Origin of the sequence: Microtetraspora fusca (assembly GCF_001570365.1) — a bacterium.
Taxonomy (GTDB): domain Bacteria; phylum Actinomycetota; class Actinomycetes; order Streptosporangiales; family Streptosporangiaceae; genus Microtetraspora; species Microtetraspora fusca.
Window position 1 is genome coordinate 108,982 of record NZ_BBYK01000057.1, and the last position, 26,012, is coordinate 134,993.

The window sequence follows — 26,012 nt, forward strand, 5'->3', positions numbered from 1 at the left end:
CCGCATGGTGCTCGAACTCGACGGCAGGGAAGTTGAGATCACCAACCCGGACCGCGTGGTCTTCCCGCGTACGGGACACACGAAGGGCGACCTGATCGCCTACTACCAGGCGGTGGCCGAGGGCGCCCTGCGCGGTGTCGCGGACCGCCCGGTCATTCTCAAGCGCTACGTCGACAGCGTCGAGGACGCGCCCTTCTTTCAGAAGCGCGCCCCGGCGAAGCGGCCCGGGTGGGTCGAGGTGGCCCGGTTCGCCTACCCCTCCGGGCGCACGGCGGACGAGGTCGTCGTCCGCGACCTCGCGCACCTGCTGTGGACGGTGAACCTCGGCTGCGTCGACCTCAACCCCCATCCCGTACGCGCCGCGGACCTGGAGCACCCCGACGAGCTGCGGATCGACCTCGACCCGGTGCCCGGCGTCGGATGGGAGCAGATCGTCCGGGTCGCCCTGCACGCCCGGGACGTGCTGGAGGAGCACGGCCTGACCGCGTGGCCCAAGACGTCCGGGTCGCGCGGCTTCCACATCTACGCGCGGATCGAGGCCCGGTGGACGTTCCGCGAGGTGCGCCGGGCGGCCGAGGCGGTCGCCCGCGAGGTCGAGCGGCGCGCCCCCGAGATCGCCACCAGCCACTGGTGGAAGGAGGAGCGCGAGGGCGTCTTCGTGGACTACAACCAGAACGCCAGGGACCGGACCGTCGCCTCGGCGTACTCGGTGCGGCCGACCGGCCGCGTCTCCACGCCGCTCGCCTGGGGCGAGGTGGAGCGGTGCCGCCCGGACGCGTTCACGATCGGCACCGTGCCGGGACGGCTGGCCGAGAACGGCGACCCGTGGGCGCCGATGGACGGGACCGCCGGAACGCTGGACGCGCTGCTCGACCTCGCCGAGAAGCAGGGCCCCCGTCCGAAAGCACCGAAAGCCGCAAAAGCCGATAAATCCGAAAAAGCGGAGAAAACCGGTGAAAGTGGAGGTCGGCGCCGTTCCGTCAAGCCGCTGATCGAGATCGCCCGGGCCGAGACCGAGGACGAGGCCAGGGCCGGGTTCGAGCGGTGGAAGGCGCGCCACCCGGACGTCGCCCGGCTGCTGCGCCCGGCCGACGTGCTGGTCGACTCCATGCGGGGCCGCAGTTCGACCTGGACCCGGATCCGGGTCAACCTCCAGCACGTCCCCGAGGCGGAGCGGCCGCCCCAGGAGCCGCTCGAGGTGGACTACGACCCGTGGCGCGGCCGGTAGACCTCCCACAGTTCGCCGAGGAAGAACCGGCCGAACCGCGCCAGCGCCCCCGCGCCGTCCGGCCCCTCCGTACGGAACGTCGTCAGCATCCGGGCCAGGTCGGACGGCAGCACGTGCAGCGTGCCCGCCGCGAGCACCGGCGCGGCGTCGTCCGCGCCCTCGGCCACCCGGCCGTCGAGAAGCCGGACGAGCAGCGTCGTGGTGTCCGGCCACACCCGGGTCGGCGGCCCCGGCCGCACGTCCTTCCAGCCCACGAGGGTGCGGGGGCGGCCCGCGTCGTCGGTGAACTGCAACCGGTAGCGCATCTCCCTGGCGTCCGTGCGGTCGCCCGGCGCGAAGAGGTTGAACCAGCCCCGCTCGATCGGACGCCGGCCCCCGCACATCGCGGCGTCGATCCAGCCCTCGGCCCGCGCGGGATGTTCCGCCTCGGCCAGGAAGCGGGCCACGTCGTCGGCCGTGATCGTCAGCCGGAAGGCGAACCGGCCCCCCTCGGGCATGCCGTCCAGCTTCCGCGGGTCGGTCAGCCCCGGGGCGAGGAACCCGCGCATCTCCTCCACGAACGACAGCGACGTGCGACCGCCCGAAGCACCCGGGCCGCCCAGAACGGCCGGGCCCTCCGTGCGGTCGCACGCCGTGTCTCCCCCCACCACGCCTGCGGCGAAGACCGGTGGCCCGGCCTCCAGCAGGCGCGCGCACATGCGGTCCGCCAGGGCCGCGATGGTCAGCGACGGGTTCGCCCCCACCGGGCCCGGCATCGCCGCGCCGTCCGCGACGTACAGGCCGGGGAAGCCGAACACCTCCCCGTACGCGTCGCACACCCCCTCGCCCGGGTGGCGGCCCATGGGCGCCCCGCCGAGCGGGTGGACCGTGATGGTCCGGTCCCGGTGCCGGGCCGGGCTGTCGGCGTACTCCGCCCCGAGCACGTGGCCGATCCGCCGCATCGTCGCCCGCACCCGGTCGGCGTACTCCTCGCTCGTCTCGGCCGTCCACACGACGTCGAGCCGCCCGTTCCGGAGGCGGAGCAGACCGTCGGGGACGTCCCGGCCCATGCCGAGCAGCGGAAGCGAGCTGCCGGACAGGTCGCCCGGCCCGAGCAGCGCGGCGATCTCAGCCGACATGTTCGTGTCGTGCCCGACCAGCGCCCGCAGCCGGTCCAGGACGAACCGGGCGACCCGGCCGAGCTCTCCGCGCACGTCGGCGCCCTCGACCAGCCAGTCGACGAACCCCGGGTAGCCGCCCTCCTCGATGTAGGCGCCCCGGCCGCCCTCGCCGTCCGGCAGCCGGACGGCGCTGGTGATGACCGGGCCGTGGCTGGCGCTGACCGGCAGCGTGCGGCTGCGGTCCCGCGCCCGCAGCAGGAAGGACAGGATGTCGCCGTTGCCGGAGAACCGGGTGCCGAGCGTCCCGCTGATCCCCGGGAAGTGCGCCCGGTTCTTCAGCAGCAGGTACGACGTGCCGAGCGTGCCGGCGGCCAGCACGAGACGGTCGCACGTGATCGTGCCGCGCGTCCTGCGCTCCGGGTCGGCCGGGTCGTGCCGCACGTAGTCCACGGCGTACCCGTGGCCGTGCCCGCAGTCGAGCCGCGGCCGGAACGCCTTGACCTCGTGCAGCGTGCGCAGGTCGGCGCCGTGGTGCCGGGCGGCGGCGAGATAGGTGTGGTCGAGGCTGTTCTTCGCCCCGTCGTTGCAGCCGATGTCGCACTCGCCGCACAGCCGGCAGGTACGGCGCAGCACGCCGTGCATGCTGCCGTACTCGGGGTCGACGACGGGCAGGCCGAGGCCCGGCTCGGCGCCGGGGGAGGGGGCGAAGCTGATCGCCAGCGGCGGCAGCCGCCAGTCGAGGCCGAGCTCGGCCGCCGCGTCCCGCATCGCGCCCGTCTTCAGCGTGCCCGAGTACGCCGGCCGGTCGAACGGGTACGGCGTGACGCCGATCATCCGCTCCACCGCGTCGTAGTGCGGGTCGAGGTCGGCCCGGGTCACCGGCCAGCACTCGTACCCGCCGCCCGGCAGCGCCTCCTCGTGGACGAAGGTGTTCTCGTCCTTGCGCAGCAGCACGTTCGCGTAGATCAGCGAGCCGCCGCCGAGGCCGCTGGCCACCACCGAGTCGCAGTCGCGGAAGCTCCACACGTCGAACATGCCGTACAGGTTCTCGGCGGGGTCCCAGAACGCGCGGCCCATCTGGGCCGGGCTGCGCGGGAACGACCCCGGCGCGTACGCGCGCCCGCGTTCGAGCACGACCACCGACAGCCCGGCCTCGGCGAGCCGGTAGGCCGCCACCGCCCCGCCGAATCCGGAGCCGACGACGACGGCGTCCACGTGCTCGGCGCCGTGCGCCGTGCCGGATTCCACGTCAGTGCCGCTTCAGGAAGTCGACGATCTTGGGGAACACGTCGAAGTGCGCGTTCTTCCCGATCATGGTGTCGATGTGCCCGTAACCGGGGATGATCTCCAGCTCGTGCCGCCCGGGCAGCGCCCGCTCCAGGACGCGGTGGGCCACGATGGCGGAATCGGTGAACACGTCGTTGTGGTCGCCCGTGACGTAGAGGATCGGCGTGGCGGCCCGGTCCGGGTTCGCCAGGTGGTGCGCGAGGTAGTCCTCGGGCAGCCCGGCGTGGCGGGGGTCGGACGGGTCGAGCCGCACGGCGCGCCCCGCCGCCACCATCGCGGCCACGTGCCGGTAGTAGTGCAGCCCGGCCGCGCCGTTCAGGTCGGCCAGCCGCTCGTGGACGTGCGTCTCCGGCCGCAGGTTGCCGTGCCGGTACATCGCGGGCCGGCCGTTGCCCCACATGAAGCTCTGCATGTGGCAGGCCGGCTGCCGGCACTCCGGATGCGCCAGCGACACGGCCCCGGCCAGGAGGCGGCGCCGCGACAGCCGCGGCGCGTCCGCGAACCGCGGATCCAGGCAGGTCAGGCCGATCAGGTGCTCCAGGATGGGCGGGCCGAACCGGAGCTTGAGCCGCGCCCACGGGTGGACCCGGGGGATCGGCCCCACGCTGTTCGCCACCAGGCTGGCCACGCCGCCCGTGTCATCGGTGTCAAGCGCGCCCCCGAAAAGGCTCATGTGGAACGACACCGACCCCAGGCAGTGCGCGATCACGTGGATCCGCCGCGCCCCAACGTGGCGGCGGAGCTCACGCAGCGCGCCCGGGTGGTCGAAGTGCGCGATGTCGTCCAGCGTGTGCCTGCGCGTCTCGACGTTGTACGGGAACCGGTTGCTCATACGGAAGTCGAGCGCCCAGACGTCCCCGAACCCGTTGCCGTGCAGGAACCGGACCAGGTTCCGGTGCTCCGGCATGATGAACATGTCGGAGGACGACGTGAGCCCGTGAACCAGCAGCACGACGTCGCCCTCGGAGGAGCCCGGCGACGGGTCGAGGAACCGGGTCAGCGTGAGCCCGAGATCGTCCTCGGTCGTGAACGGGTGGACCGACACCTTCGCGCCGGACACACCGTCCAGCGTGAATCGCGGGATGTTGCGGCCCATCTCGTTCCCCCTCCTTGACGGCATTTATGCTCCCAAGCCCACCCGTACCGCCACATCGTGGAAAACCCGTACTTGTCGCGCCCGTATCTCCCGTATCAGCCGGCGCGGCCTCAGATCGCGCGGCTGAGGGCGGTCGCCACGCCGACCCGGGACGAGACGTCGAGCTTGGCGAAGATCCGGGAAAGGTGCGTCTCGACGGTCCGCACGCTGAGGAACAGCCGCTGCGCGACCTGCTGGTTGGTGAGCCCCTCGGCGACCAGCAGGGCCACCTCCAGCTCCCTCGGGGACAGCCCGAACGGCGTGTCCGCCCGCGCCACGGGCGCGGACGCCGTCCGCACGCCCAGGCGGCGCAGCTCACGGTCGGTCCGCGCCTTGAGCGTGCGCGCGCCGCACGCGTCGAAGTCGGCCGCCGCGTCCTTCAGCTCCGCCCGCGCCCGGCCGCGATCCCCGGCGTCCAGATGCGCCAGCCCGGCCGCGAGCCGCGCCCGCCCCGTGTCCAGCCGCCGTCCCGCCCCCGCCAGCAGGGCGGCCGCCTCTCCGGCCGTCTCGGCGGCGCGGGCGGGTTTGCGCGATCGCAGCGCGTGCGCGCGGGCGAGGAGGACGAGCCCCGCGAAGGCGGGCAGGCGGGGATCGTCCATCGCCGCGGCACGCTCGGCCCAGGCGGCCGCGCGGTCCGGGCGGCCCAGGTCGGCGGCGGCCTGGGCCAGCGTCTCGCAGCTCATCATCAGCGTGCCGCGGTCCAGGCGGGGCGCGGCGAACCCGTCGCACGCCTCCAGCACAGCCTGCGCGCCCTCCTCCAGGCGGCCCGAGTTGATCAGGGCCTGGCCGCGCGCGTGCCGGGCCATCGCCCCCCAGACCTCGCCGCCGCCCACGCCGCGTCGTACCGCCTCCTCGCCGGCCAGGATCGCCGCCTCGTCGTCGCCGCTCCACGACGCGGCCAGGCAGCGCTGCGTCAGCGCGAAGACGAGTTGCTGCCCGGAGTCGAGCAGCCGGGCCTCCTCCTCCGACTCCTCCGCCGTCGCCAGCGCCTCGGCCAGCCGCCCCGTCATGACCAGGGTCCGCGCCTTCCCGGCCAGCAGGTTCGTCAGGATGTAGCTCTGCCCGGTCGCCGCGGCCACCGCCGCCGCTCGGTCGAAGTGCCGCAGCGCCTCGGCGTGCCGGCCCATGTTCATCTCGGCCCAGCACAGCCACGAGAGGGCGTCCAGCCACTCGGCCAGGTGGTCGTCCGGCGCCGCCGCCATCAGCCGGCCCGCCGCGTCGGCGTACCGCACCGCGTCGGCCGTCCGCCCCGCCGCGTACGCGGGCATGGGCCGCAGCGCCGCCACCGCGACCGCGAGCCCCGGCTCCCAGCCCTCCGCGGCGTCCGGCATCAGGTCCAGCACGGCCTGGGCCGCGTCGAAGTCCACCCGCATGAGGCTCTCGGCCACCAGTCGCATCCGCAGCGGCACCGCGGCGGCGGCCCGCGGGTTCGGCATCCGGCCCAGCTCGTCCAGCAGGAGCGCGCGGGCCTCATGCGGGCGGTCGAGCTGGCGCTCCATCAGCGCGCACAGCCGCGCCGCCCTGCCCCGCCGCTCGTAGTCGTCCAGCGGCAGCATCCGCAGCAGCTCGCGCCCGGTGTCCCGGCCCTCGGCCAGCCTCCCGCTGACGCCCTGGGCCCGGCTGAGCTCCAGCAGCAGCTCCATCCGCGAGTCGCGGCCGCCCGGGTCGTCGGGCATCAGCCGTACCGCGGCCTGCAGCCAGTGTGCGGAGGTGGCGGGCGCGTGCGCGGCGACCGAGCGGGCCGCGTCCACCAGCACCTGGACGGCGCGCGGGTCTCCGAAGGAGCCGGAGCGTTCCAGATGGCCGGCCTGGGCGACGGCGGGCGCGCCGAGCGCGGCGAGGCGGGCGGCGATCCGCGTGTGCGCGGCCACCCGCCACCCGGCCGCCGCCGACTCGTAGACGACCTGGCGGACGAGGGGGTGCCGGAAGCGGAACCGGCCCCCGTACGCGCGCACGATGTCGCGTCGCGCCAGCTCGTCCAGGGCGTCGAGCGCGTCCGCCGTCGCGACCTCGGCCGCGACGGCGGCGATGCCGGGGTCGAACTCGTCGGCCGCCACGGCCGCGCCCTGCGCCACCAGCAGGGCGCCGGGCGACAACTCGGCCAGCTCGACCTGGAGCGCGGCGAGCACGGTGGGCGGCAACCCGCCCGGCGTGCCGAGACCGCCCTCCTCCATCCGGGCCAGCGCCTCCAGGTAGAAGGGGTTGCCGCCGCTCGCCTCGTACAGCGCCCGGCCGCGCCCCTTGCCGACGCGGGGGCCGAGGAGCTCCTCGGCCTCCTCAGAGGTGAGCGGGCCGACGGCGACCTCGTGCGCCCGCGCCGCCGCGGCGAGCGGCAGCGCGGCCAGCCGGGGCGGGGCCTGGGCGGGGCGGAAGGCGACCGCGAGCAGCACCGGCCCGGCGGGCGGGTGCCGGGTGAGGTGGTCGAGGAACTCCAGCGAACTCTCGTCCGCCCAGTGGACGTCGTCGAGGATCAGGACGAGCCCGCTCGGCCCGGACAGCGTGTCCAGCATGCTTCGCACCGCCCGGTAGAGCCGGTAGCGGGCCAGGCCGCGCTCGGGGGACGGCCCGCCGTGCTCTCCGGGGACGAGGTCGTTTCCGTGGTCCGCGGCCTGGTCGGTCACCGGGTCCGCCGGGTGGCGGAGGGTGAGCGCGGGGAACACGCTCGACAGCAGCCGGGCCGTCGCCGGGCCGAGCGCGTCCGCGACTTCCTGGCGCCGGGTCTCCAGATGGTCGTCGAGCGCGTCGACCAGCGGGCTGAACGGCATCATCTGCTCGAACTCGGCGGCCCTGCCCCACATGGTGACGCGGCCGAGGCCCGCGGCCATCGCCGCGAGTTCGCCGAGCAGGCGGGTCTTGCCCGCGCCCGGGTCGCCCGCCAGGGTGAGGAAGCGGAAGCCGTGCCGCTCGCTCGCGCCGAGGGCGTCCCGCATCGCGGCGAGCGCGTCCTGCCGCCCGATCAGGGGCGCCGGCGCGCCCGGTACGGCCCGCCCCGCCGTACGACCCTCCATGCCCACCTCAGCAGCGACGCATTCCGCGTCACTACCCGGTTCACGCGGACATCAGTTTGGTAGGCACTTTACAGATCTTGCGTGCCGGGAGCGGTACATATTTCCCGGAAACGCACAAAATTCCATTCCGGTCCCGGGATCAGCCGGCCACGACCCTCGGTTTGCGGCCCATGCCGGCGAGGATATATCCGGGCAGCCCGGCGCCGTCCGCCCGATCGTGCGGTTCGGGCCTCCAGCGGGAGCACTCGACCAGACCCGGCTCCACCAGCTCGAAGTCGTCGAAGAACGCCATGATCTCGGCCGGGCTGCGGTCGACGGCCCCGGCCACCGACGATCCCCGGTAGATCTCGCGCACGTGCTCCTCCGCCTCGGGTTCCCGCCCGCCGCTGCCGTGGGTGAGGACCAGGTAGCTGCCCGGCGCCATCCGCTCGCGGAACGCGCGCACCACAGCGAACGGGTCGTCGGCGTCCTGGAGGAAGTGCAGGATCGACACCAGCAGCACCGCGACCGGCCGGTCCAGGTCGATCACCCGGGTCAGCTCGGGGGAGGAGAGGATCGCCTCCGGCCGCCGCACGTCGGCGTGGACGAACACGGTGGAGCCCCGGCCCTCCAGCAGGGCGCGCGCGTGCGCGGCGACCACGGGATCGTTGTCGACGTAGGCGACCCGGGCGTCCGGCCTGATCTCCCCGGCCACCTCGTGGACGTTGCCGCCGGTGGGCAGGCCGCTGCCGAGATCGATGAACTGGTCGATCCCGTCGGCCGCCAGGAAGTGGACCGCCCGGCGCAGGAAGGCGCGGTTGGCCCGCGCGAGCGCCGGCGCCTCGGGGATGAGCTTGATGATCGCCTCGGCCGCCTCGCGGTCCACCGCGAAGTTGTCCTTTCCGCCCAGGAAATAGTCGTACATGCGAGCGAGATTGGCGGTCTTCGCGGTGAATTCCGGCAGGGAGGCGTTCCGCTCGGTCACGTGACCACCTTTCGTTCACCGGTCCGGTGATTTCACGGGTGATCGTAACGTCCGGTCAGTCCTCGTGCCAGATGAGATCTTCCCTATAAATGTCGTCGTATGTAGGGTGCGCTACCTGGCGGAAACTTCGCGCGTCCCCTTCGTTCCCGCCTCCTGAGGGCTCCTGGCGGGGGAGTTCCCCGCACGTCATCCCGCCGATCCGCTCGATCCGGGCCGCGCTGCCGAGCGGGGACACCGTCACCTCCCGCCGTCCGGGGGGAGGGCGGTCCTGCGATCCTGGGTGACCCCGATTCAGTGGAAATCCGAATTACTCGGCCGCCCGGAATGCGTCCCGGATCCCACATATCGGACGATCCGAATTCCGTGACAAATGGGGATCCGCCGCGCCGCGCGCCTCTCGCGCCTGCGGCCGGAAACCCGAACGCGCCGGAAACCCGAACGCGCCGGAAACCCGAACGCGCCGGAAACCCGAACGCGCCCCCGTCAGGTCGCCCTCGCCCCGGCGGATGCGCTCAGGCGGCCGCGTCCAGCCGCGCGCGCAGTTCCCTGGGGAGCACCAGTGCGGCGCCGGCCAGGGCCTCCTCCAGTTGGGCGGCGCCGCTGACACCGACGATCGGCGTCAGCGGCGGGACGCCCCTCCCGGATTTGACCCGGCCGCAGCCGTCAGATCGGCGCCAGGACGAGTTTGCCGCGGACATGCCCTGCCTGGCTGTCGCGGTGGGCGGCGGCGGCGTCGGTCAAGGGATAGGCGTGGGCGATGGGGATCCTGATCGTGCCTGCCGCCACCAGCGCCATCGCTTCGGCCAGGATGCCGCGCATGTCGTCGGGCTCGCCGTAGGCGAAGCGCACGCCCAGTGACTGTGCCGACGCGTCGGCGAGAGTGATGACGCGATCGGGGTTTCCGGTCAACTCCACCAAGGCGGAGAGGGAACCGCGCCCCGAGGCGTCGACGGCGGCGTCCACACCGCCCGCGACCACAGCCCGGACCCGGTCGGCCAGGCCGTCGCCGTAGCTCACCGGGATGGCGCCGAGAGAGCGCAGGTAGTCGTGGTTGGGTGGGCCGGCCGTGCCGATCACCGTGAGTCCGCGATGCCGGGCGACCTGGGTCGCGACAGTTCCCACGCCGCCGGCCGCGCCGTCGATCACGATCGTCTCGCCCTGCGCCAAGCGGAGCTGGGCGAAAGCGTGATAGGCCGTGGTGCCGGCCACCGGCAGGGCGGCTGCGACCTCCCAGGACACCGCCGCGGGTTTCGCGGCGATGGAGTCGCAGTTCGCCAGCGCCAGTTCGGCGTAACTTCCGGAGACCGCCTTGCCGAAGACCTCGTCTCCGACGGCGACATCGGTCACGTCGGGCCCGACGGACTCGACGACGCCGGCCACGTCGACACCGGGAACGGCCGGAAACCGTACCGGCATCACCGCGGCCATGACGCCGCTGCGGATCTTCCAGTCGATCGGGTTGACACCGGCGGCGCGGACTGCGACCCGAACCTGCCCCGGGCCCGGCTCGGGCACCTCGCACTCGGCCACACGCAAGACCTCGGCCTCGCCGTACTCGGAGAACATCACAGCCCGACAGATCCGTTTCATAGCTCCTCTTCCCCAGGTGGCGTCCATCCCGACCAGGCCGCGTCACCCAACGCGGACATGGGCGAGCGAAGCCAGGAAGGACGCGAACCGGTCCTGTGGTCCGGTAAAATACGGTCCACTGGTCCACTTATGTAAGGAGGCGTTGCTGTGACCGAACGCGCCGATGCCGCCCGCAACCGCGTCGCCGTACTGGCCGCAGCGGAAGCGCTCTTCCAGCGCGAGGACCTCGACCATGTCAGCCTGGCCCGCATCGCCGAGGCCGCCGGCGTCGGCAAGGCCACGGTCATGCGCCGCTTCGGCGACCTGCTGGGACTGGTCGACGCGCTCATCGCGCCGCGCGTCGCCGCCCTGCAAAACCGCGTGCGATCCGGAGAACCCCCACTCGGACCCGGGGGTGATGCCGGCGCACGGCTCCACGCCTACCTCGATGCCCTGTTCGACTTCGTCGTGGAGAACCGCACACTCATCCGCGCATTGGAGCATTACGGGCCGTACGCCTACTACGCCAATCCCGCCAGCCAGTTCTGGATCGACGAACTCACCCACCGGATCCATGCCGCACGGCCCGCCGTCGACGCCCCTTACCTGGCTTACGTCGTCTTCACCGCACTCCGCGCCGACGTCATGGACTACCTTCGCGTGCATCAACACATGGACACCGAACGCCTTCGCGCAGGCGTGCACGCTCTCGCCGCCCCGCCAGGCCCTCAGCCCGACCTGCACCGGTGAGCCCTACCAGGGCGGGTCGGCGGAGTCGGCGGCCGAGGTGGACGATCACGAACTGAGCCGGCCCGATCGATCGCCGGGCCATCAATGGGCCATCAAGGCCGTGCCTCAGATCAACCGCGAGTCTGTACGGATCTCAGTCCAGCGCTGCCATGACCTCGGCGGTCGTACAGACAGTGGCGATACGCGGGAAGATGTAGTCGAAGGCGAACTCATGGGCGTGCGCGTCGAGTGCGGTGGCCGCGTCCTCGGGCACGATCACCGTGAAGCCGAACCCGTCGGCGAAACGCGCGGTCTGCTCGACGCCGAAGTTGGTGGCGATCCCGGTGATGATCAGGGTGTCGATGCCGCGCTTACGCAGCGCCTCCTCCAGCCCGGTGTTGTGGAACGCGCCCCAGGTGTGCTTCACGATCTCCAGGTCGCCGGACACCCCTTCCACCAGCTCGCTGCCCGGTGGCTGCTCCGCGACGCCCGGCCGCTCGGCCCGCACGGAAACGACGAGACCGCCCGCCTTTCGCACCGCGTCGGCCAAGGCGAGGGAGCGGGCGACCACGGCAGGTCCGGAATGTGGCGCCGTGGGCTGCTCGACGATGCGCGTCATCAGATCGACAAGGAGCAGCGCGGTGCGGTGGGGATCCAGCTTGTTCATGATCGGCATGGTAGCCGCGTGTCCCATCGGCAGCCGCGACCCGTGATCGCGGCGCACACATGGGACACCATTAGCGTGCGCGGTCGTAGACCATGGCGATCTCGCCCAGTTCGCCGGTCTCCTGGCGGGCGAGCGTCCACTTCGACGCCGGTAGGCCGTCGTCGAACAGTCGCTGCCCACCCCCGGCGATCTCGGGGCAGATCATGAGATACAGCCGGTCGAGCAGGTCCGCCGAAAGGAGCGCCTTGATGACGCCGGCGCTGCTGTTGACGAGGATGTCGCCCTCGCCGGTGCTCTTGAGGTGGGTGACGACCTCCGCGGCGGGGCCGTTCACCAGGCGGGTGCGTTCCCACGGCGCCTCGGTCAAGGTGGTCGAGAGGACCACCTTTTCCGTGTCGACCAGCCACTTCGCGTATCCGCGATCACGCGGATCGGCGTTCTCGTCTTCGGCGACCGCCGGCCAGAACTGCAGGAACCCCTCGGCGTTGATCCGGCCGAGCAGCGCCGTCGTCGCGCTCTCCCAGATGCGGGTGAGGTGATCTCGCGCGACTTCGGTGGTCGCGTACGGCACGATCGCGCCCAGATCGCCGGGCCCGCCGGGGCCGTTGTAGCGCCCGTCGAGGGTGAGGCAGATGTTCGCGGTCACCCTGCGTCCGGTCAGGTTGGTCATGACTGTGCTCTCTTTTCCTCGGTCTGCGCTGCCCTGGTGGTGCGCTGAGAAGCGCCGACGGCGTCGGCGAGGTTGTCGCGTCCAGCACCGAAAGGTCCCGTCCGGGCTACGGCGCGTTCAGCGCCCCGTCGATGGCCGCGGCATTGCGTTCCAGCCATGCCTCACGCCGCTTGATCCGGTCGCCGACGCCCTTGTCCCACATCCTGGCCCAGCCGCCGCCCCGCTCCTCGGCGATCTGCTTCATCGAGAACCACGACCGTCGCGTTCGCAGCACGGCCACCTCGACGAGGCGCGAACGGTCGACATCCGACATCCCGTAAGCGTCGGCGAGGATCCGGCAGCGACGAGGCACGTCCACCTCCCGCAGCAGCGGGTCGGCGTCGGCCGGGTCGCACAGCGGCGCCCAGTACAGCATCGCGTTGTACACCTCGTCCACCCGGGCCACCGGCTTGGCGACGTCGAAATCGATCAGCGCGGCCGCCCTGCCGTCCCGGAAGACGATGTTGTCCGGCGTGTAGTCCATGTGCCCGACCACTTCGGCCGGATAGGGCGGCGCGGGCGGCATGCCGGGCTGCTCCGTGACCTCGTCGGGCCGAACGCCTTCCGGTATGACGAAGCCCGCGACGGCGTCGTCGTAGTCGCGCACGAGGCGCCCGACGGAGGCCAGCCGCTCTTCATCGGCGATCCACGCGGGCCTCGGCCGTCCGGCGACCTCGCCGGGAACGAAGGTCAGCACCTCACGCCCGGCCGCGTCGATGCCGAGGAGCTGCGGAGCGCCCGCGAACCCGATCTCCTCCAAATAGCGCAGCAGCGCGTGGACGAGCGGGGCATTGGGGCCGACCTGACGGCGCACCGTGTCGCCCACGCGCACGACACCTTCGGTGACGTCACCGCCGAGGAGCGGGATCTCGGGATGGGGCTCGGATGATTCGACGTACGTCAAGGAGTTCATTTCCCCCGCCGAAAGTGAGACAGCGTGGCTTTGATCGGCAGAGGACCGGGCGCGCGGCTCAGGGACGCTCGTCGACCGGTTCTGCCCCGAGGGGGATCCCACGCAGGGTGAGCAGTGCGAGCAGAACACAGCCCGCGGTGAGCGCGATATCGGCGACGTTGCCGACGAAGAGGCCGCCGTAGTCGATGAAGTCGACGACATGCCCTCGGCCGAATCCGGGAGAGCGCAGGAGGCGATCGAGCAGGTGGGTCGTGGCGCCGCCCAGTAGCGCGCCCAGCACGCAGGCCCAGGCGGCCGAGCGCAGCCGTCGCGCCGCGTACAGGATGGCGGCTACCGCGACGGCGGCGGCCACGGCGAACACCGGCGTCGCGTCCGTCGCGAAGGAGAACGCCGCACCGGGGTTGTACAGCAGGCGGAACTCGAGCAGCCGCGGGAGCACCGTGATGCGTTCTCCCCCGGAGAGGGTGGAAACCGCCCAGAGCTTCGAGATCTGGTCCGCGAGAAGAACCACGGCGGCCAGCACGATCATCCACACGTACAGCCGCGGCTGTCCCTTCGCCTGCGAACGTCCGGCCACCATGTCACCTCGCAACTAATGATCTCGCGCATCATAGCCCTGGTCGGGTCGCGCGGGCGCGCGGCTCGATGCCGGCGAACGCCTTGCGGAGCAGGTCGTGCAGCAGCGCCCGCTCCCGCTCGTCCAGCGCCGCCAGCACGTCGTCGCGCACCCCGGCCGCCACGTCCAACGCCTCGTCGAGCAGGGCGACGCCCTCCGGGGTGATGGTGACCAAGTAGCGCCGCCGGTCCCGGGGGTCGCGGCTGCGCTCGACCAGGCCGCGCGGAGCCAGCGTGTCCATCACCGCCACCAGGTCGCTCGGGTCGATCCCCAGCCGGACCCCGAGATCGCCCTGCGAGGCGGGCCCGAAGTCGCGCAGCGCGGCGAGCACCGCCAGGTCCCACAGTCCGATGCCGTACGCCTTGAGGCGGTCGCCCATGCGGCGGCGGCCCGCGACGCCGACCTTCGACAACAGGAAGGCGGTGATGTCCAGCAGGGACGGGGGGAGTTGCGGAACGTCGCTCACGGGCCCACTATAGGGCACTGCCAACTATTGGTACTCACCAAGGAATTCTCGTGGACGCTCTCTATCCCCGCCTGCTGGTCACCCGGTTCGCCGAATGCCTCCGCTTCTACGACGGCCTGCTCACCGGCGTCCTCGGCGCGCACCTGACCAAGGGGACGCCGGACGGGCCCTACGCCCACTGGGATCTCGGAGACCAGGGCGTGCTTTCGCTGTTCGAGCGCTCGCTCATGGACGCCGTGACCGGCGCGCCGCACCTCCCCGCCGACGCCGCGCGTCCCGACGCGATGGCGCTGGTCCTCACCGTCGAGGACGTCGAGGAGGCCGCGCTGGTCGCCACCCAACACGGCGGCGCCGTGATCGTGCCCCCGACCTCCCGGCCCGAATGGGGCCCCGGCTGCCGCACCGCCCACCTGCGCGACCCCGACGGCAACCTCGTCGAGCTCCAGTCCTACTGACGTCCCGCCCTCGGCGTGCGCATGCCGAGGGCTCGGCCGGGACGCCCCGGTCGCGTCCGTTCGGGACGAACGGGAGGGGAGGAAAACGCGAAGACCCCGTGCCTTTCGGCACGGGGTCTTCGACGATGGTGGACGATACTGGGATTGAACCAGTGACCTCTTCCGTGTCAGGGAAGCGCTCTCCCGCTGAGCTAATCGTCCGTGCAGGAACTGCGAGCGGAAGACGGGATTCGAACCCGCGACCCTCACCTTGGCAAGGTGATGCTCTACCACTGAGCCACTTCCGCGCTATCGGTCGAGGTTTCCCTCGCCGACGCCTTCTTTACTTTAGCGGATCAGACGGAGTGCCCGTGCCGTCCGCTAGAGGTGGAGACGGGATTTGAACCCGTGTACGCGGCTTTGCAGGCCGCTGCCTCGCCTCTCGGCCACTCCACCAGGATCACAGGCCGCACCGAGGTGCCGCCGGCGAAACCGAGCGGAAGACGGGATTCGAACCCGCGACCCTCACCTTGGCAAGGTGATGCTCTACCACTGAGCCACTTCCGCGTGCTTCCGGGAGAAGTCCCGGCCACGCGGAAGACTCTATCGCCTTCCGGCCACTGCCCGTGCAAGGTCGGCGGCCGGCCGGGCCGGGTCGGGTACGGCTCCGCGTGTCGGGGAAAGGAGGGAGAAGCGAGCGAGAACCCGGCCGTGGCGATCGAGGAGCGCTCTGAGATACTGATTTCTGCCCGATTTCGGGCACGAAACTTGGTGTTGTCCATCTCCCGTCCGTAAGGTCCTGCTCTGTGTCGACGCAGCGGCATCCCCATGAGGACCTCATCACTCACCTGACCCGGACGACCGCGCTCGGGCCCGGGGAGGCGGCGCGCGTCGTGGCCGACGTGCTCACCTACTTCGGTGAGCCTGTCGACGAGTACGTGCGACGCCGCCACGGTGAGCTCAAGTCGAAGGGGTTCTCCAACGACAAGATCTTCCCGAGGATCTCGGCCGAGCTTTCGGGAAGGCGCGTCGCGGCACCGGAGCTGTCTCTACGCCAGCTACGCCGGATCGTCTACGGATAGGAGCGGATATGTGCGGAATCGTCGCTTATGTAGGGCCGAAGGACGCGGCCCCCATCCTGCTCGAAGGTCTCCAGCGGCTGGAGTACCGCGGGTACGACTCCGCGGGCCTCGCCGTGGTCAACGGCAAGTCGCTGAAGATGCGCAAGGTCAAGGGCCGAGTGTCCGACCTGGCGGAGGCCGTGCCGGCCCGCTTCAAGGGCGCGTGCGGCATCGGGCACACACGGTGGGCCACGCACGGCGTGCCGAGCGACGTCAACGCGCACCCGCACCTCGACCGTGAGCAGCGCATCGCGGTCGTGCACAACGGCATCATCGAGAACGCCGACGCGCTCCGCCAGCGACTCGAGGCCGAGGGTGTCACCTTCGAGAGCGAGACCGACACCGAGGTCCTGTGCCACCTCATCGCGCGGACCGTCAAGGAGACCGATTCCCTCGACGACGCCGTGCGCCGCGCGCTGAAGAGCATCGTCGGCACGTACGGCATCGCCGTGATCGACGCGCAGCGGCCCGGCGAGATCGTGGTGGCCCGCAACGGCAGCCCGATCGTCCTCGGCCTCGGCGAGAAGGAGATGTTCGCCGCCTCCGACGTCGCCGCGCTGGTGCGCTACACCCGGCAGGTCGTCCACCTGGAGGACGGCGAGCTGGCCGTGCTGCGGGCCGACGGCTTCCACACCTTCACCAGCGACGCCAGGGAGACCGCCAAGGAGCCCTTCACCGTCGACTGGGACACCGGCCACTACGACAACGGCGGCTACGAGCACTACCTCCTGAAGGAGATCTCCGAGCAGCCCGACACGGTCGCCCGCACGCTGCGCGGCCGGATCGACGACCGCTTCCACATCGCCCACCTCGGCGGGCTCAACATGGACGCCAGGGAGACCCGGTCGTTCCGGCGGGTGAAGATCATCGGCTGCGGGTCGGCGTACTACTCGGGGCAGATCGGCGCCCAGCTCATCGAGGAGCTCGCCCGCATCCCCGCCGACGCCGAGCCCGCCTCGGAGTTCCGGTACCGCAACCCGGTGGTCGAGCCGGACACGCTCTACGTCGCGATCAGCCAGTCGGGCGAGACGTACGACACGCTCGCCGCCGTCCAGGAGCTCAAGCGCAAGGGCGGCCGGGTACTGGGCATCGTCAACACGGTCGGCAGCGCGATCGCCCGCGAGTGTGACGGCGGGCTCTACCTGCACGCGGGGCCCGAGGTGTCGGTGGCCTCGACGAAGGCGTTCACCTCGACCGCGGTGTCCTTCGCGCTGCTCGCGCTGCACCTGGCCCGGGTGCGCGACCTGTCCCCGGCGGACGGCCGGCGGATCTGCGAGGGACTGCGCCGCCTGCCCGAGCAGATCGAGCAGATCCTCAAGCTGGACGAGCAGATCAAGACCCTCGCCGAGAAGTACGCCCAGTCGCCGAGCATGATGTTCGTCGGCCGGGTCCGGGGATACCCGGTGGCCCGCGAGGGCGCGCAGAAGCTCAAGGAGATCTCCTACGTCCACGCGGAGGCGTACCCGGCGAGCGAGCTGAAGCACGGGCCGCTCGCGCTGATCAACCCGGACATGCCGACGGTGGCGATCGTCCCCGATGACGAGCTGCTGGACAAGAACCTGACCACCCTGGGCGAGATCCGGGCGCGCAGCGGGCGCATCCTGATGATCGGCCACCGGGTGGCGGACGCGGCCGACGACTGCGTCGTGGTGCCCAAGAACGAGACGGAGCTGGACCCCATCCTGCTGACGATCCCGCTCCAGCTCTTCGCCTACCACGCCGCCGTGGCGCTCGGCCGCGACGTGGACCGGCCGCGCAACCTGGCCAAGAGCGTCACCGTCGAGTAGGCGCTCGCGTGAACACGGCTCCCGCCCCGATCCGGGGCGGGAGCCGTACAGTGCGGCCGGTGTGGCCGGGCGGGGTCAGGAGGTCACGGCGCACTGCCCCCGGTCCTTCTTGACCGGGCCCTCGGCGGTCGGCCGCACGTCGAAGTCGAAGATCTCGGTCGGCAGGTAGAGCGTGCAGCACGCGTTGGGGATGTCCACGATCCCGCTGATCCGCCCCTCGATCGGGGCCGACCCGAGCAGCAGGTACGCCTGCTCGCCCGTGTATCCCCAGGTCTTCAGGTATTCGACCGCGTTCAGGCACGCCCTCCGGTAGGCGACCGTCGCGTCGAGGTAGTGGTTCGTGTCGGTGTCGTGGTCCACGGAGATGCCGACGAACGACAGGAACTGGCAGTAGCGCGGCTCGACGTTGCCCGGCATGAAGATCGGGTTGGTGCTGACCCCGTACTTGGCCATGCCGCCCTTGATCAGATCGACGTGGAGGTCGATGAAGCCGCCCATCTCGATCGCGCCGCAGAAGGTGATCTCGCCGTCCCCCTGGCTGTAGTGCAGGTCGCCGAGGGAGAAGTTGGCCCCCTTGACGAAGACGGGGAAGAAGATCCGCGATCCCCGGGTGAGGTTCTTGATGTCCTGGTTGCCCCCGTGCTCGCGCGGCGGGACCGTCCGGGCCCCCTCGCGGGCGATCCGCTGGGCGACCTCGCCGGTCGCTGTGCCGGTGACCGCGTTGTTCGGCTCCGGCGGGTTGGCCAGCGGCGGCACCCGCTGGGGGTCCGTGTCGATGAGCGCCTGCTCCCTGCGGTTCCAGCTCGTGAGCAGCTCGGCGGAGGGCGCCGTGGCGAACAGTCCGGGGTGGGTGATCCCGGTGTGCCGTACGCCGGGGATGTGGCGGGACGTCGCGTGGATGCCGTGGAAGTCCCAGATCGCCTTGTACGCGTCGGGGAAGTAGTCGGTCAGGAAGCCGCCGCCGTTCGCCCGGGCGAAGACGCCGGTGTATCCCCAGCCTTGACCGGGGACGGCGCCGAGCTGCTCCGGATACGGGATCGCGCCGATGTCCAGGATGTCGACGATCAGGAGGTCGCCGGGCTCGGCCCCCTCGACCGCGAAGGGCCCGCTCAGCATGTGGACCTTGGTCAGGTCGATGTCGCGCACGTCGTTGGCCGAGTCGTTGTTGCCCACCTGGCAGTCGGTCCAGTCCCGGCACTCGACGCGGAACTCGTCCCCGGGGCGCACCGTGGCGACCGGCGGGACGTCCGGGTGCCAGCGGTTGTGCCCCGGCACGTCCTGCTCGCTCATGGGCTTCGACTGGTCGATGCTGAACACGACTTTCGGCATTGCCGGGTCCTCTCTGTGGATCGCGCCGGGACGGTCCCGGTCACGCGGATGGAGTGCGGCGGCCTCCGGGGAGGCCGCCGCGGGTACGCGTCACTGGGCCGGTGCGGCGCGCCGCCGGGTGAGCGGCCACAACGCGGCGAACACGACCACGCCGAACACGGCGAGGACGATCGCGACGAGGTCCTGGTTCCAGCTCTTCCAGAAGCCGGTGAGCGTGAGATAGGCGGGGATCGCGCCGGTGACCCAGCCCTCGATCGCGGTCACCCCGCCCACGTAGATGGTGAGGCGGTCGCGCTTCAGGCCGAGCAGCAGGAAGAAGAGGAACCACAGGAACGACCAGTAGAGCCAGATCACGCCGAACGGCGGGTCGCCAAGGATCTGGAAGTTCGCGTACGAATAGCCCAGCGCCATGATGGCCACGAAAAGCGAGAAATACCCGACGCCGGTGGTGTCGAATCCCCCGAGAAGCCCGATCCCCACATAGAGGTAGGTGAAGGCGAAAAGGTACAATCCCGATGCGGACAAAATCTCCTTCGCCCCTCCGCCCGCGGCGATGATCAGATAGGTGGGAGTGACCACCTGGAGCCCTCCGACGAAGAGGTTGAAAATGGCGGCCGCCCGGGCCTCGACCAGGCCCAGCAGCATCAGGCCGTTCATGAACAGCACCGCGCCGACGTAGAGAAGTCCGACATCTCCCATCGGGAGGCACCTCCTGGCACCGGTGAGGGACGGCGGTGGCGCGGCGGGCGCCGCCTCCGTTCGACTCGCTCGGGGCGGGATCGGGTCCCGGGGGCCGGCCGTGCCGTCCGGGGAACCGCACGGGACCGCGGCCGGTCAGGGCCGGGGCAGCCGGGACAGAGCCGGGTGCGGCGGCCGGGCCGGTCGCCCGGAGGCCGCGCGGAGAGTGCCCTCGCGCGCGTCTCCAGAGTCGCCGGACTCCGCGTCCGGCCGGTGGACGACCTCGGGCGCCTCCCTGCTGCGCTCCTCCATGGCCAGCCCGGCGGCCAGCGCCGGATGCACCCGGCGCAGGTTCGGTCCCGAGTAGCGGCGGCGGGCCTTTCCTCCGCAGGCGGCGCAGTTCCGGGCCTGCGGCGCTGTCCCCATCGGCAGGAACACGTCGAACGGCCCGCATTCCGGGCACAGATATTCATAAATTGCCATGCGCACCCTCTAAACCGGACGAACGGCCCCCAGTATGGCCATACATACCCAGACAAGCCAGACAAAGAGTTATCTGTCAAGATAAGTATGTTGATCGTGTAATGCGGTGCCGGGTCGCCGACTATTTGGTCAATAATCGTTGGACTGTGCGGAAGTTTGGATTGCTCGGAGAATGTCGCGCGTTGCCGCGTTCCGGGGTTTCCTGTGGGAGTTTTTCCGATTTCCTTGTTGTGGTTCTCCGGCCATCGACCACTCCGGCCTTTTCGCGTCGATCCTCCTCGGGATTCCGGCATTGCATCACTAACCGTGACAAGTCGTACGCTGGCCGTGCCAGGGACTCTCGGGGGAGGGGTACCGACGTGAGGCGCCGCGCGTTTCTTGCTTTGGGGGTGGGCCTGTTCCCTCTGGCGGCCGGGTGCGGGAGCGACCGGCCGCGGACCGGCGGCCCCATCTCGTTGTTCGTCCCCGCCCAGGTCGGGAGGCAGGGAGGACCGTTCGCCCGGGAACTGAAGGGCCTCATCGAGCGGCAGCGGCTCGCCGGGCCGGTCGAGATCCGCACCCGCGCCGGCGAGACCGGGGCGCGGGCGCTGGCCGGATACGTGGCCAGGCCCGCCTCTGGCGAGCTCATGGTCGCCGGCTCCGCCCTCGTCGACTTCGCCGCCGTGAACGGGACCGGCGCCCTGGCCGAGCGCACGTCGCCGCTGGCCAGGTTCGCCGGGGAGTGGATGGTGCTGGTCACCGCGCCGCACTCCCGCTTCCGCACCTTCGACGACCTGGCCGCGGCCCTGATCCGCGACCCCGGACGGCTGCGGCTGGCCGGCCGGGACACCGGCGGCCTCGACCACGTGCTCTACGGGCTGACCGCCCAGGGGCTGGGCGTCGACGCCCGCAGGCTCAACTACGCGGCGTTCCCGGATCTCTCCCACATGCTCGCCGCGCTGGCCGAGGGCAGCGCCGTCGCCGGGGTCGGCGGCAGCACGGAGCTGGCCGCCCCCATCAGGACCGGGCAGGTACGGCCGCTCGCCGTCTCGTCGACGGACCGCCTGGACGGCCTGGACGCGCCGACCCTGAAGGAGTCGGGTGTGCGGACGCACTACGCCAACTGGAGCGGGCTGCTCGGGGCCGGCCGCCTCCCCGAGCGGGAGCGGGAGCGGCTGCTCGACCTGTGCCGCGCCGTCGCGGACATGCCCGGCTGGGAGGAGGCCTGCCGCGCGAACGGCTGGACGCCGATGTACCTCGACGGCGACGACTTCCGCCAGTGGCTGGGCACCGAGACGCGCCGCGCCAAGTCGATCCTCCGCGAGCTCGGGTTCCTCTGAGCGCCTCGGTCCGCGTGACCGGGCGGAACGCGAGCCATCCGGGACCGGACCCCCGTATCGGCACAATTTCTTGTGGTGGTTGCGAGAACCGGCACTAGATGTAGGATCCTCCACGTCGCTGGTTCACCCCGTGCCCCGGGGTGAGGCAAGAGGGAACCCGGTGCGAGTCCGGGACTGCCCCGCAGCGGTGAGCGGGAACGACCGCCGTCACAGAAGCACTGGGCCGCCCGCCGGCCCGGGAAGCGACGGCCAGTAGGACCGGCGCGCGAGAGCCGTACCCATCGGCCCGGCCGCGCCCCGCCCGCGAGTCCGAAGACCTGCCGGCGACGTGCGCGCGGACCCGACGTCCGCGCGTGTTGTGCCGGGCCTCGAGGGAGGGTCCGCCGACGAGCGACGCGCCAGACCTGATCACGTCCGGCGCGGCCCTGGCGCGAGCCCGCCGCTCCGACGCGTACGCCCGCCCGCCGAGGCCCCTGACGGGGTTCCGACTCGGGAGGGGAGATCACGTGACATTGGCCACGATCGCGGACGCGGGGATCGAGGAGCGATGGGCGGCCATCGAGGAGGCCGCGGCGCGCGTCGTCACCGACCCGGCGAACTCGAAGGCCGCGGCCCGCCTGCTGGCGGCGCTGATCGCCGACGAGGCGGCCGAGCACGGCGTGACCGGTGACTCCGGCTTCTCCCGCTCCGTGGCCGCGACCCACGAGGCGGGCCTGGTCCACGACGAGCTGGCCGCGTTCGTCGCCCGGCACGCCGAGGAGCTGGACGCGCTCGTGGACCACGCGGCGGACGAGCGGTTCGAGTACTTCGGCCTGCGCACGGTGTACGACCGCTACCTGCTGCGGCACCCGGTCACCCGGCGGGTCCTGGAGCGCCCGCAGCACTTCCTCCTGCGCGTCGCCTGCGGTCTGGCCTACGGGTCCGGCGTGGCGGAGGCGGCCGAGCTGTACCGGCTGATGTCCACGCTGGCCTACCTCCCCAGCTCGCCCACGCTGTTCAACTCGGGCGCCCGCCGCCCGCAGCTCTCGTCGTGCTTCCTGCTCGACTCGCCCCGCGACGAGCTGGAGAGCATCTACGAGCGGTACGGCCAGGTGGCCCGGCTGTCCAAGTACGCCGGCGGCATCGGCGTCGCGTGGACCCGGATCCGGGCCCGGGGCTCGCTGATCAGGGGCACCAACGGTCATTCCAACGGCATCGTGCCGTGGCTCCGCACGCTCGACGCCTCCGTGGCCGCGGTCAACCAGGGCGGGCGGCGCAAGGGCGCGGCCTGCGTCTACCTGGAGACCTGGCACGCCGACATCGAGGAGTTCCTGGAGCTGCGGGACAACACCGGCGAGGACGCCCGCCGCACCCACAACCTCAACCTGGCCAACTGGGTGCCGGACGAGTTCATGCGCCGGGTCGAGGCGGACGGCGTGTGGTCGCTGTTCGACCCCAAGGAGGTCCCCGAGCTGACCGACCTGTGGGGCGAGGAGTTCGACGCCGCCTACCGGGCCGCCGAGAGCGCGGGGCGGTACGCCCGGCAGATCCCGGCGCGCACGCTGTACGGCCGCATGATGCGCACTCTCGCCCAGACCGGCAATGGCTGGATGACCTTCAAGGACGCGGCCAACCGGACCTCCAACCAGACGGCGCTGCCGCACAACGTCATCCATCTGTCCAACCTCTGCACGGAGATCCTGGAGGTGACCAACGACGCCGAGACCGCCGTGTGCAACCTCGGGTCGGTCAACCTCGCCGCGCACCTCACCGGCCCGGCGGGCACCCGCGGCGTGGACTGGCCCCGGCTGCGCGCCACGGTCCGCACCGCCGTACGGTTCCTGGACCTGACCATCGACCTGGGCTTCTACCCGACGCCGGAGGCCGAGGCGGCCAACCGCAGGTGGCGGCCGGTCGGGCTCGGGGTGATGGGCCTCGCGGACGTGTTCTTCGCGCTGCGGCTGCCGTTCGACTCGCCGGAGGCCCTCGCCCTCTCCAGCCGGATCGCCGAGGAGATCGCGCTCGCCGCGTACGGGACGTCCGCCGACCTCGCGGTGGAGCGCGGGCGGCACCCCTCCTACGACGAGACCCGCGCCGCCCGGGGCGTGCTGCACCCGGACCACTATCCGGCCCGCGCGGAGAACGGCGCCGAATGGGCCGCCCTGCGCGCGAAGATCGCCGAGACCGGGCTGCGCAACTCGCTGATGATCGCCATCGCTCCGACGGCCACGATCGCGTCGATCGCCGGGTGCTACGAGTGCATCGAGCCCCAGGTGTCCAACGTGTTCAAGCGGGAGACCCTGTCGGGGGAGTTCCTCCAGGTCAACCGCTACCTCGTGGCCGATCTCCAGGCGCTCGGGCTGTGGACCCAGGAGATGCGCGACGCCATCAAGCAGGCCGACGGGTCGGTCCAGACCATCCCCGGCATCCCCGACGAGCTGCGCGTCCTCTACCGGACGGCCTGGGAGCTGCCGCAGAAGGCGCTCATCGACCTCGCCGCGGCCCGCCAGCCGTACATCGACCAGGCGCAGTCGCTCAACCTCTTCATGGCGACGCCCACCATCGGCAAGCTCTCGTCGATGTACGCCTACGCCTGGCGGGCCGGCCTGAAGACCACCTACTACCTGCGCTCCCGCCCGGCGACCCGGATCAGCCAGACCACCGTGCCCGCGTCCGTGCCCGCCGCGTCCGTCGTGGTGCCCGCGAGCGCCGAGCCCATCCCGGTCGAGGCGGCGGTGGCCTGCTCGCTGGAGAACCCCGAGATCTGCGAAGCCTGCCAGTGACCGCCCCCACTGAAGAAAGCGTGATGACGATGTTGCTCGACCCCGGGATGGACCTGACCCTCCGGCCGATGCGGTATCCCGACTTCTACGAGCGCTACCGCGCGGCGATCAGGAACACGTGGACGGTCGAGGAGGTGGACCTCCACTCGGACCTGGCCGACCTGGCCCGGCTCGACGCGCAGGAGCGGCACCTGATCAACCGGCTCGTCGCGTTCTTCGCGACCGGCGACTCGATCGTGGCCAACAACCTGGTGCTCAACCTCTACCAGCACATCAACGCGCCGGAGGCGCGGCTCTACCTCAGCAGGCAGCTGTTCGAGGAGGCCGTGCACGTGCAGTTCTACCTGACGCTGCTCGACACCTACCTGCCCGACCCGGACGAGCGGGCCAAGGCGTTCGCCGCGGTCGAGCACATCCCGTCGATCCGCGACAAGGCCGAGTTCTGCTTCCGCTGGATCGACTCCATCAACCACCTGACCCGCCTGGAGACCCGGGACGACCGGCGCGGCTTCCTGCTGAACCTGATCTGCTTCGCCGCCTGCATCGAGGGCCTGTTCTTCTACGGCGCCTTCGCGTACGTCTACTGGCTGCGCTCCCGTGGCCTGCTCGGCGGCCTGGCTTCCGGGACGAACTGGGTGTTCCGCGACGAGTCCATGCACATGGAGTTCGCCTTCAGCGTCGTGGACACGGTCCGGGCCGAGGAGCCCGACCTGTTCGACGACGAGCTCGGCGCCCAGGTCACCCGGATGATGGAGGAGGCGGTCGCCGCCGAGCTGGCCTTCGCCCGCGACCTGTGCGGGGACGGCCTGCGCGGCATGAGCGCCGACAGCATGCGCCAGTACCTGGAGTACGTCGCCGACCGGCGGCTCGCCCGGCTCGGCCTGCCCCTCCGGTACGGCACCGCCAACCCGTTCGCCTTCATGGAGCTCCAGGACGTCCAGGAGCTGGCCAACTTCTTCGAGCGGAGGGTCTCGGCCTACCAGGTGGCGGTCGAGGGCGACGTCAGCCTGGACGAGGCGTTCTGAGCCGTCCCGCCGACGCGTCCGGGCCGTCTCACGACGGCCCGGACGGCCGCAGCACGCGGGTGGCCCCGGCGATCAACGCCGTGGCGAGGACCCAGCCCGCCGTGATGAGCCCCCCGGCCAGCCACTGCGTCCAGCCCACCGGCTCCCACGCGCCACGCTGGTCGAACAGGCTGACGGGCACCAGCAGGTCGAGCGTGTAGAGCAGGGGGTTGAAGCTGCGCTTCTCGTCCAGGCCGATCTGCGAGGGGTGGTGGGTCGAGAACACCGCCGTGCCCAGCGCCAGCAGCAGGCCCGCCCACACCCCGGCCAGCCACGGGCGGTAGCCGTACCTCACTATGACGTCGAGCTGCCAGCCCCACAGGACGCCGGGCAGCCGGAGCGTCCGCCGCCGGCCGCGCTGCTTGGCCAGGAGCACCCGGCGCGCGTCCGACTCGTGCCCGATCCGCCGGTAGTACGCGGCGAGCTGCTCGTACGGCTGCGGCCGGTACCCGACGGGGTCGCGCCGCAGCCAGGCCAGCCGGCCCGACAGCCGGGCGGCGGGTCCGCCTCCTCGCCCTGTCGTCATCGGGGCACCGGGAAGGCCACGGCCGCTTGGCGGTGATTATCGCATCGCTTGGCACATCCGTCGGGTTCGGCCACACCCGTCCGGGGAGGACATGGGATGCCGCGAATTGACCAATGGT

The 26,012-nt window shown here is 71.5% G+C and carries 23 protein-coding genes, 4 tRNA genes and 1 riboswitch; of the genes, 8 read left to right on the forward strand and 19 right to left on the reverse strand.

The window, feature by feature from the left end:
* Window positions 1–4 precede the first annotated feature (4 nt).
* Window positions 5–1,228, forward strand: a complete 1,224-nt coding sequence (locus AWQ68_RS26225; RefSeq protein ID WP_066944710.1) for a DNA polymerase domain-containing protein — start codon at window positions 5–7, stop codon at window positions 1,226–1,228.
* Here the strand turns inward: AWQ68_RS26225 and AWQ68_RS26230 are convergent.
* The 6 genes from AWQ68_RS26230 to AWQ68_RS26255 form a co-directional block, all read right to left on the reverse strand.
* A complete protein-coding gene (locus AWQ68_RS26230) occupies window positions 1,204–3,576 on the reverse strand; it encodes an FAD-dependent oxidoreductase (protein WP_066944712.1) in 2,373 nt (790 codons plus the stop codon). The two genes, AWQ68_RS26225 and AWQ68_RS26230, sit on opposite strands and share 25 nt — an antisense overlap.
* A 1-nt stretch (window position 3,577) precedes the next feature.
* Window positions 3,578–4,711, reverse strand: coding sequence for an alpha/beta hydrolase (locus tag AWQ68_RS26235; protein WP_066944714.1), 1,134 nt, complete (start codon window positions 4,709–4,711; stop codon window positions 3,578–3,580).
* A gap of 110 nt (window positions 4,712–4,821) precedes the next feature.
* A complete protein-coding gene (locus AWQ68_RS26240; RefSeq protein ID WP_066944716.1) occupies window positions 4,822–7,758 on the reverse strand; it encodes a helix-turn-helix transcriptional regulator in 2,937 nt (978 codons plus the stop codon).
* Between the two features lie 139 nt (window positions 7,759–7,897).
* On the reverse strand, window positions 7,898–8,722 hold the full coding sequence (locus AWQ68_RS26245; RefSeq protein WP_245656094.1) for an SAM-dependent methyltransferase: 825 nt from the start codon (window positions 8,720–8,722) through the stop codon (window positions 7,898–7,900).
* Between the two features lie 512 nt (window positions 8,723–9,234).
* Window positions 9,235–9,420: a hypothetical protein gene (locus AWQ68_RS42745; RefSeq protein WP_157545727.1), complete on the reverse strand. Its 186-nt coding sequence runs from the start codon at window positions 9,418–9,420 to the stop codon at window positions 9,235–9,237.
* Window positions 9,386–10,312 carry an NADP-dependent oxidoreductase gene (locus tag AWQ68_RS26255; RefSeq protein ID WP_084464414.1) on the reverse strand — a complete coding sequence of 309 codons (927 nt, stop codon included), beginning with the start codon at window positions 10,310–10,312 and terminating at the stop codon, window positions 9,386–9,388. Before AWQ68_RS26255 ends, AWQ68_RS42745 begins: the two co-directional genes overlap by 35 nt.
* 147 nt (window positions 10,313–10,459) lie before the next feature.
* On the opposite strand from AWQ68_RS26255, the gene AWQ68_RS26260 reads away from it, so the two are divergent.
* On the forward strand, window positions 10,460–11,041 hold the full coding sequence (locus AWQ68_RS26260; protein WP_066944720.1) for a TetR/AcrR family transcriptional regulator: 582 nt from the start codon (window positions 10,460–10,462) through the stop codon (window positions 11,039–11,041).
* A 133-nt stretch (window positions 11,042–11,174) separates the two neighbouring features.
* Here AWQ68_RS26260 and AWQ68_RS26265 read toward each other — a convergent pair whose 3' ends face one another.
* The 5 genes from AWQ68_RS26265 to AWQ68_RS26285 all read right to left on the reverse strand — a co-directional run bounded on the left by AWQ68_RS26265 (window position 11,175) and on the right by AWQ68_RS26285 (window position 14,391).
* Window positions 11,175–11,687, reverse strand: coding sequence for an isochorismatase family protein (locus AWQ68_RS26265; RefSeq protein WP_066944802.1), 513 nt, complete (start codon window positions 11,685–11,687; stop codon window positions 11,175–11,177).
* A gap of 70 nt (window positions 11,688–11,757) precedes the next feature.
* Complete coding sequence (locus AWQ68_RS26270; protein ID WP_066944722.1) at window positions 11,758–12,357, reverse strand: dihydrofolate reductase family protein; 600 nt, start codon at window positions 12,355–12,357, stop codon at window positions 11,758–11,760.
* A 106-nt stretch (window positions 12,358–12,463) separates the two neighbouring features.
* Window positions 12,464–13,309, reverse strand: coding sequence for a phosphotransferase (locus tag AWQ68_RS26275; RefSeq protein WP_066944724.1), 846 nt, complete (start codon window positions 13,307–13,309; stop codon window positions 12,464–12,466).
* A 58-nt stretch (window positions 13,310–13,367) separates the two neighbouring features.
* Window positions 13,368–13,889 (reverse strand): signal peptidase II, encoded by a 522-nt coding sequence (locus tag AWQ68_RS26280; RefSeq protein WP_066944725.1) that lies wholly within the window; start codon window positions 13,887–13,889, stop codon window positions 13,368–13,370.
* 28 nt (window positions 13,890–13,917) lie between these two features.
* Complete coding sequence (locus AWQ68_RS26285) at window positions 13,918–14,391, reverse strand: MarR family winged helix-turn-helix transcriptional regulator (protein ID WP_218007038.1); 474 nt, start codon at window positions 14,389–14,391, stop codon at window positions 13,918–13,920.
* Between the two features lie 50 nt (window positions 14,392–14,441).
* Here AWQ68_RS26285 and AWQ68_RS26290 point away from each other — a divergent pair, with 50 nt between their 5' ends.
* The gene (locus AWQ68_RS26290; protein WP_066944727.1) at window positions 14,442–14,846 is read left to right on the forward strand and encodes a VOC family protein; all 405 of its coding nucleotides are present in this window, start codon (window positions 14,442–14,444) and stop codon (window positions 14,844–14,846) included.
* A gap of 126 nt (window positions 14,847–14,972) precedes the next feature.
* Here the strand turns inward: AWQ68_RS26290 and AWQ68_RS26295 are convergent.
* The 4 genes from AWQ68_RS26295 to AWQ68_RS26310 form a co-directional block, all read right to left on the reverse strand.
* A tRNA-Val gene (locus tag AWQ68_RS26295) sits at window positions 14,973–15,047 on the reverse strand.
* Window positions 15,048–15,061: 14 nt separating this feature from the next.
* Window positions 15,062–15,133, reverse strand: a tRNA-Gly gene (locus AWQ68_RS26300).
* 77 nt (window positions 15,134–15,210) lie between these two features.
* Window positions 15,211–15,281, reverse strand: a tRNA-Cys gene (locus tag AWQ68_RS26305).
* Window positions 15,282–15,320: 39 nt separating this feature from the next.
* Window positions 15,321–15,392: transfer RNA gene (locus tag AWQ68_RS26310), tRNA-Gly, on the reverse strand.
* A gap of 239 nt (window positions 15,393–15,631) precedes the next feature.
* Here AWQ68_RS26310 and AWQ68_RS26315 point away from each other — a divergent pair.
* Together AWQ68_RS26315 and glmS are read left to right on the forward strand one after the other, a co-directional pair.
* Complete coding sequence (locus tag AWQ68_RS26315; RefSeq protein ID WP_066944729.1) at window positions 15,632–15,907, forward strand: hypothetical protein; 276 nt, start codon at window positions 15,632–15,634, stop codon at window positions 15,905–15,907.
* Window positions 15,908–15,915: 8 nt separating this feature from the next.
* Complete coding sequence (gene glmS / locus AWQ68_RS26320; RefSeq protein ID WP_066944731.1) at window positions 15,916–17,733, forward strand: glutamine--fructose-6-phosphate transaminase (isomerizing); 1,818 nt, start codon at window positions 15,916–15,918, stop codon at window positions 17,731–17,733.
* Between the two features lie 75 nt (window positions 17,734–17,808).
* Here the strand turns inward: glmS and fmdA are convergent, their stop codons facing one another.
* The 3 genes from fmdA to AWQ68_RS26335 form a co-directional block, all read right to left on the reverse strand.
* Window positions 17,809–19,062 (reverse strand): formamidase, encoded by a 1,254-nt coding sequence (gene fmdA / locus AWQ68_RS26325; protein ID WP_066944733.1) that lies wholly within the window; start codon window positions 19,060–19,062, stop codon window positions 17,809–17,811.
* A gap of 90 nt (window positions 19,063–19,152) precedes the next feature.
* Entirely contained in the window at window positions 19,153–19,761 is a 609-nt protein-coding gene (locus AWQ68_RS26330; RefSeq protein ID WP_066944736.1) for an AmiS/UreI family transporter, read from the reverse strand.
* 135 nt (window positions 19,762–19,896) lie between these two features.
* On the reverse strand, window positions 19,897–20,223 hold the full coding sequence (locus tag AWQ68_RS26335; protein WP_084464415.1) for an FmdB family zinc ribbon protein: 327 nt from the start codon (window positions 20,221–20,223) through the stop codon (window positions 19,897–19,899).
* A gap of 389 nt (window positions 20,224–20,612) precedes the next feature.
* Here AWQ68_RS26335 and AWQ68_RS26340 point away from each other — a divergent pair, with 389 nt between their 5' ends.
* The 3 genes from AWQ68_RS26340 to AWQ68_RS26350 all read left to right on the forward strand — a co-directional run bounded on the left by AWQ68_RS26340 (window position 20,613) and on the right by AWQ68_RS26350 (window position 25,329).
* Complete coding sequence (locus AWQ68_RS26340; protein WP_066944739.1) at window positions 20,613–21,542, forward strand: Bug family tripartite tricarboxylate transporter substrate binding protein; 930 nt, start codon at window positions 20,613–20,615, stop codon at window positions 21,540–21,542.
* A gap of 102 nt (window positions 21,543–21,644) precedes the next feature.
* Window positions 21,645–21,881, forward strand: a riboswitch (cobalamin riboswitch).
* Between the two features lie 167 nt (window positions 21,882–22,048).
* Window positions 22,049–24,304 (forward strand): ribonucleoside-diphosphate reductase subunit alpha, encoded by a 2,256-nt coding sequence (locus AWQ68_RS26345; protein ID WP_066944741.1) that lies wholly within the window; start codon window positions 22,049–22,051, stop codon window positions 24,302–24,304.
* 23 nt (window positions 24,305–24,327) lie between these two features.
* Window positions 24,328–25,329: a ribonucleotide-diphosphate reductase subunit beta gene (locus AWQ68_RS26350; RefSeq protein ID WP_245656095.1), complete on the forward strand. Its 1,002-nt coding sequence runs from the start codon at window positions 24,328–24,330 to the stop codon at window positions 25,327–25,329.
* Between the two features lie 28 nt (window positions 25,330–25,357).
* Here AWQ68_RS26350 and AWQ68_RS26355 read toward each other — a convergent pair whose 3' ends face one another.
* The gene (locus AWQ68_RS26355; protein WP_066944743.1) at window positions 25,358–25,894 is read right to left on the reverse strand and encodes a hypothetical protein; all 537 of its coding nucleotides are present in this window, start codon (window positions 25,892–25,894) and stop codon (window positions 25,358–25,360) included.
* Between the last annotated feature and the right edge of the window lie 118 nt (window positions 25,895–26,012).

What these genes read in the sequence shown, in the direction of transcription:
- AWQ68_RS26225 (WP_066944710.1), top strand. Translation starts at nt 5, where the DNA reads ATGGTGCTCGAACTCGACGGCAGGGAAGTTGAGATCACCAACCCGGAC.
- AWQ68_RS26235 (WP_066944714.1), bottom strand. Translation starts at nt 4,711, where the DNA reads ATGGGCCGCAACATCCCGCGATTCACGCTGGACGGTGTGTCCGGCGCG.
- AWQ68_RS26240 (WP_066944716.1), bottom strand. Translation starts at nt 7,758, where the DNA reads ATGGAGGGTCGTACGGCGGGGCGGGCCGTACCGGGCGCGCCGGCGCCC.
- AWQ68_RS42745 (WP_157545727.1), bottom strand. Translation starts at nt 9,420, where the DNA reads ATGTCCGCGGCAAACTCGTCCTGGCGCCGATCTGACGGCTGCGGCCGG.
- AWQ68_RS26255 (WP_084464414.1), bottom strand. Translation starts at nt 10,312, where the DNA reads ATGAAACGGATCTGTCGGGCTGTGATGTTCTCCGAGTACGGCGAGGCC.
- AWQ68_RS26265 (WP_066944802.1), bottom strand. Translation starts at nt 11,687, where the DNA reads ATGAACAAGCTGGATCCCCACCGCACCGCGCTGCTCCTTGTCGATCTG.
- AWQ68_RS26270 (WP_066944722.1), bottom strand. Translation starts at nt 12,357, where the DNA reads ATGACCAACCTGACCGGACGCAGGGTGACCGCGAACATCTGCCTCACC.
- AWQ68_RS26275 (WP_066944724.1), bottom strand. Translation starts at nt 13,309, where the DNA reads ATGAACTCCTTGACGTACGTCGAATCATCCGAGCCCCATCCCGAGATC.
- AWQ68_RS26280 (WP_066944725.1), bottom strand. Translation starts at nt 13,889, where the DNA reads ATGGTGGCCGGACGTTCGCAGGCGAAGGGACAGCCGCGGCTGTACGTG.
- glmS (WP_066944731.1), top strand. Translation starts at nt 15,916, where the DNA reads ATGTGCGGAATCGTCGCTTATGTAGGGCCGAAGGACGCGGCCCCCATC.
- fmdA (WP_066944733.1), bottom strand. Translation starts at nt 19,062, where the DNA reads ATGCCGAAAGTCGTGTTCAGCATCGACCAGTCGAAGCCCATGAGCGAG.
- AWQ68_RS26330 (WP_066944736.1), bottom strand. Translation starts at nt 19,761, where the DNA reads ATGGGAGATGTCGGACTTCTCTACGTCGGCGCGGTGCTGTTCATGAAC.
- AWQ68_RS26335 (WP_084464415.1), bottom strand. Translation starts at nt 20,223, where the DNA reads ATGGCAATTTATGAATATCTGTGCCCGGAATGCGGGCCGTTCGACGTG.
- AWQ68_RS26350 (WP_245656095.1), top strand. Translation starts at nt 24,328, where the DNA reads ATGACGATGTTGCTCGACCCCGGGATGGACCTGACCCTCCGGCCGATG.
- AWQ68_RS26355 (WP_066944743.1), bottom strand. Translation starts at nt 25,894, where the DNA reads ATGACGACAGGGCGAGGAGGCGGACCCGCCGCCCGGCTGTCGGGCCGG.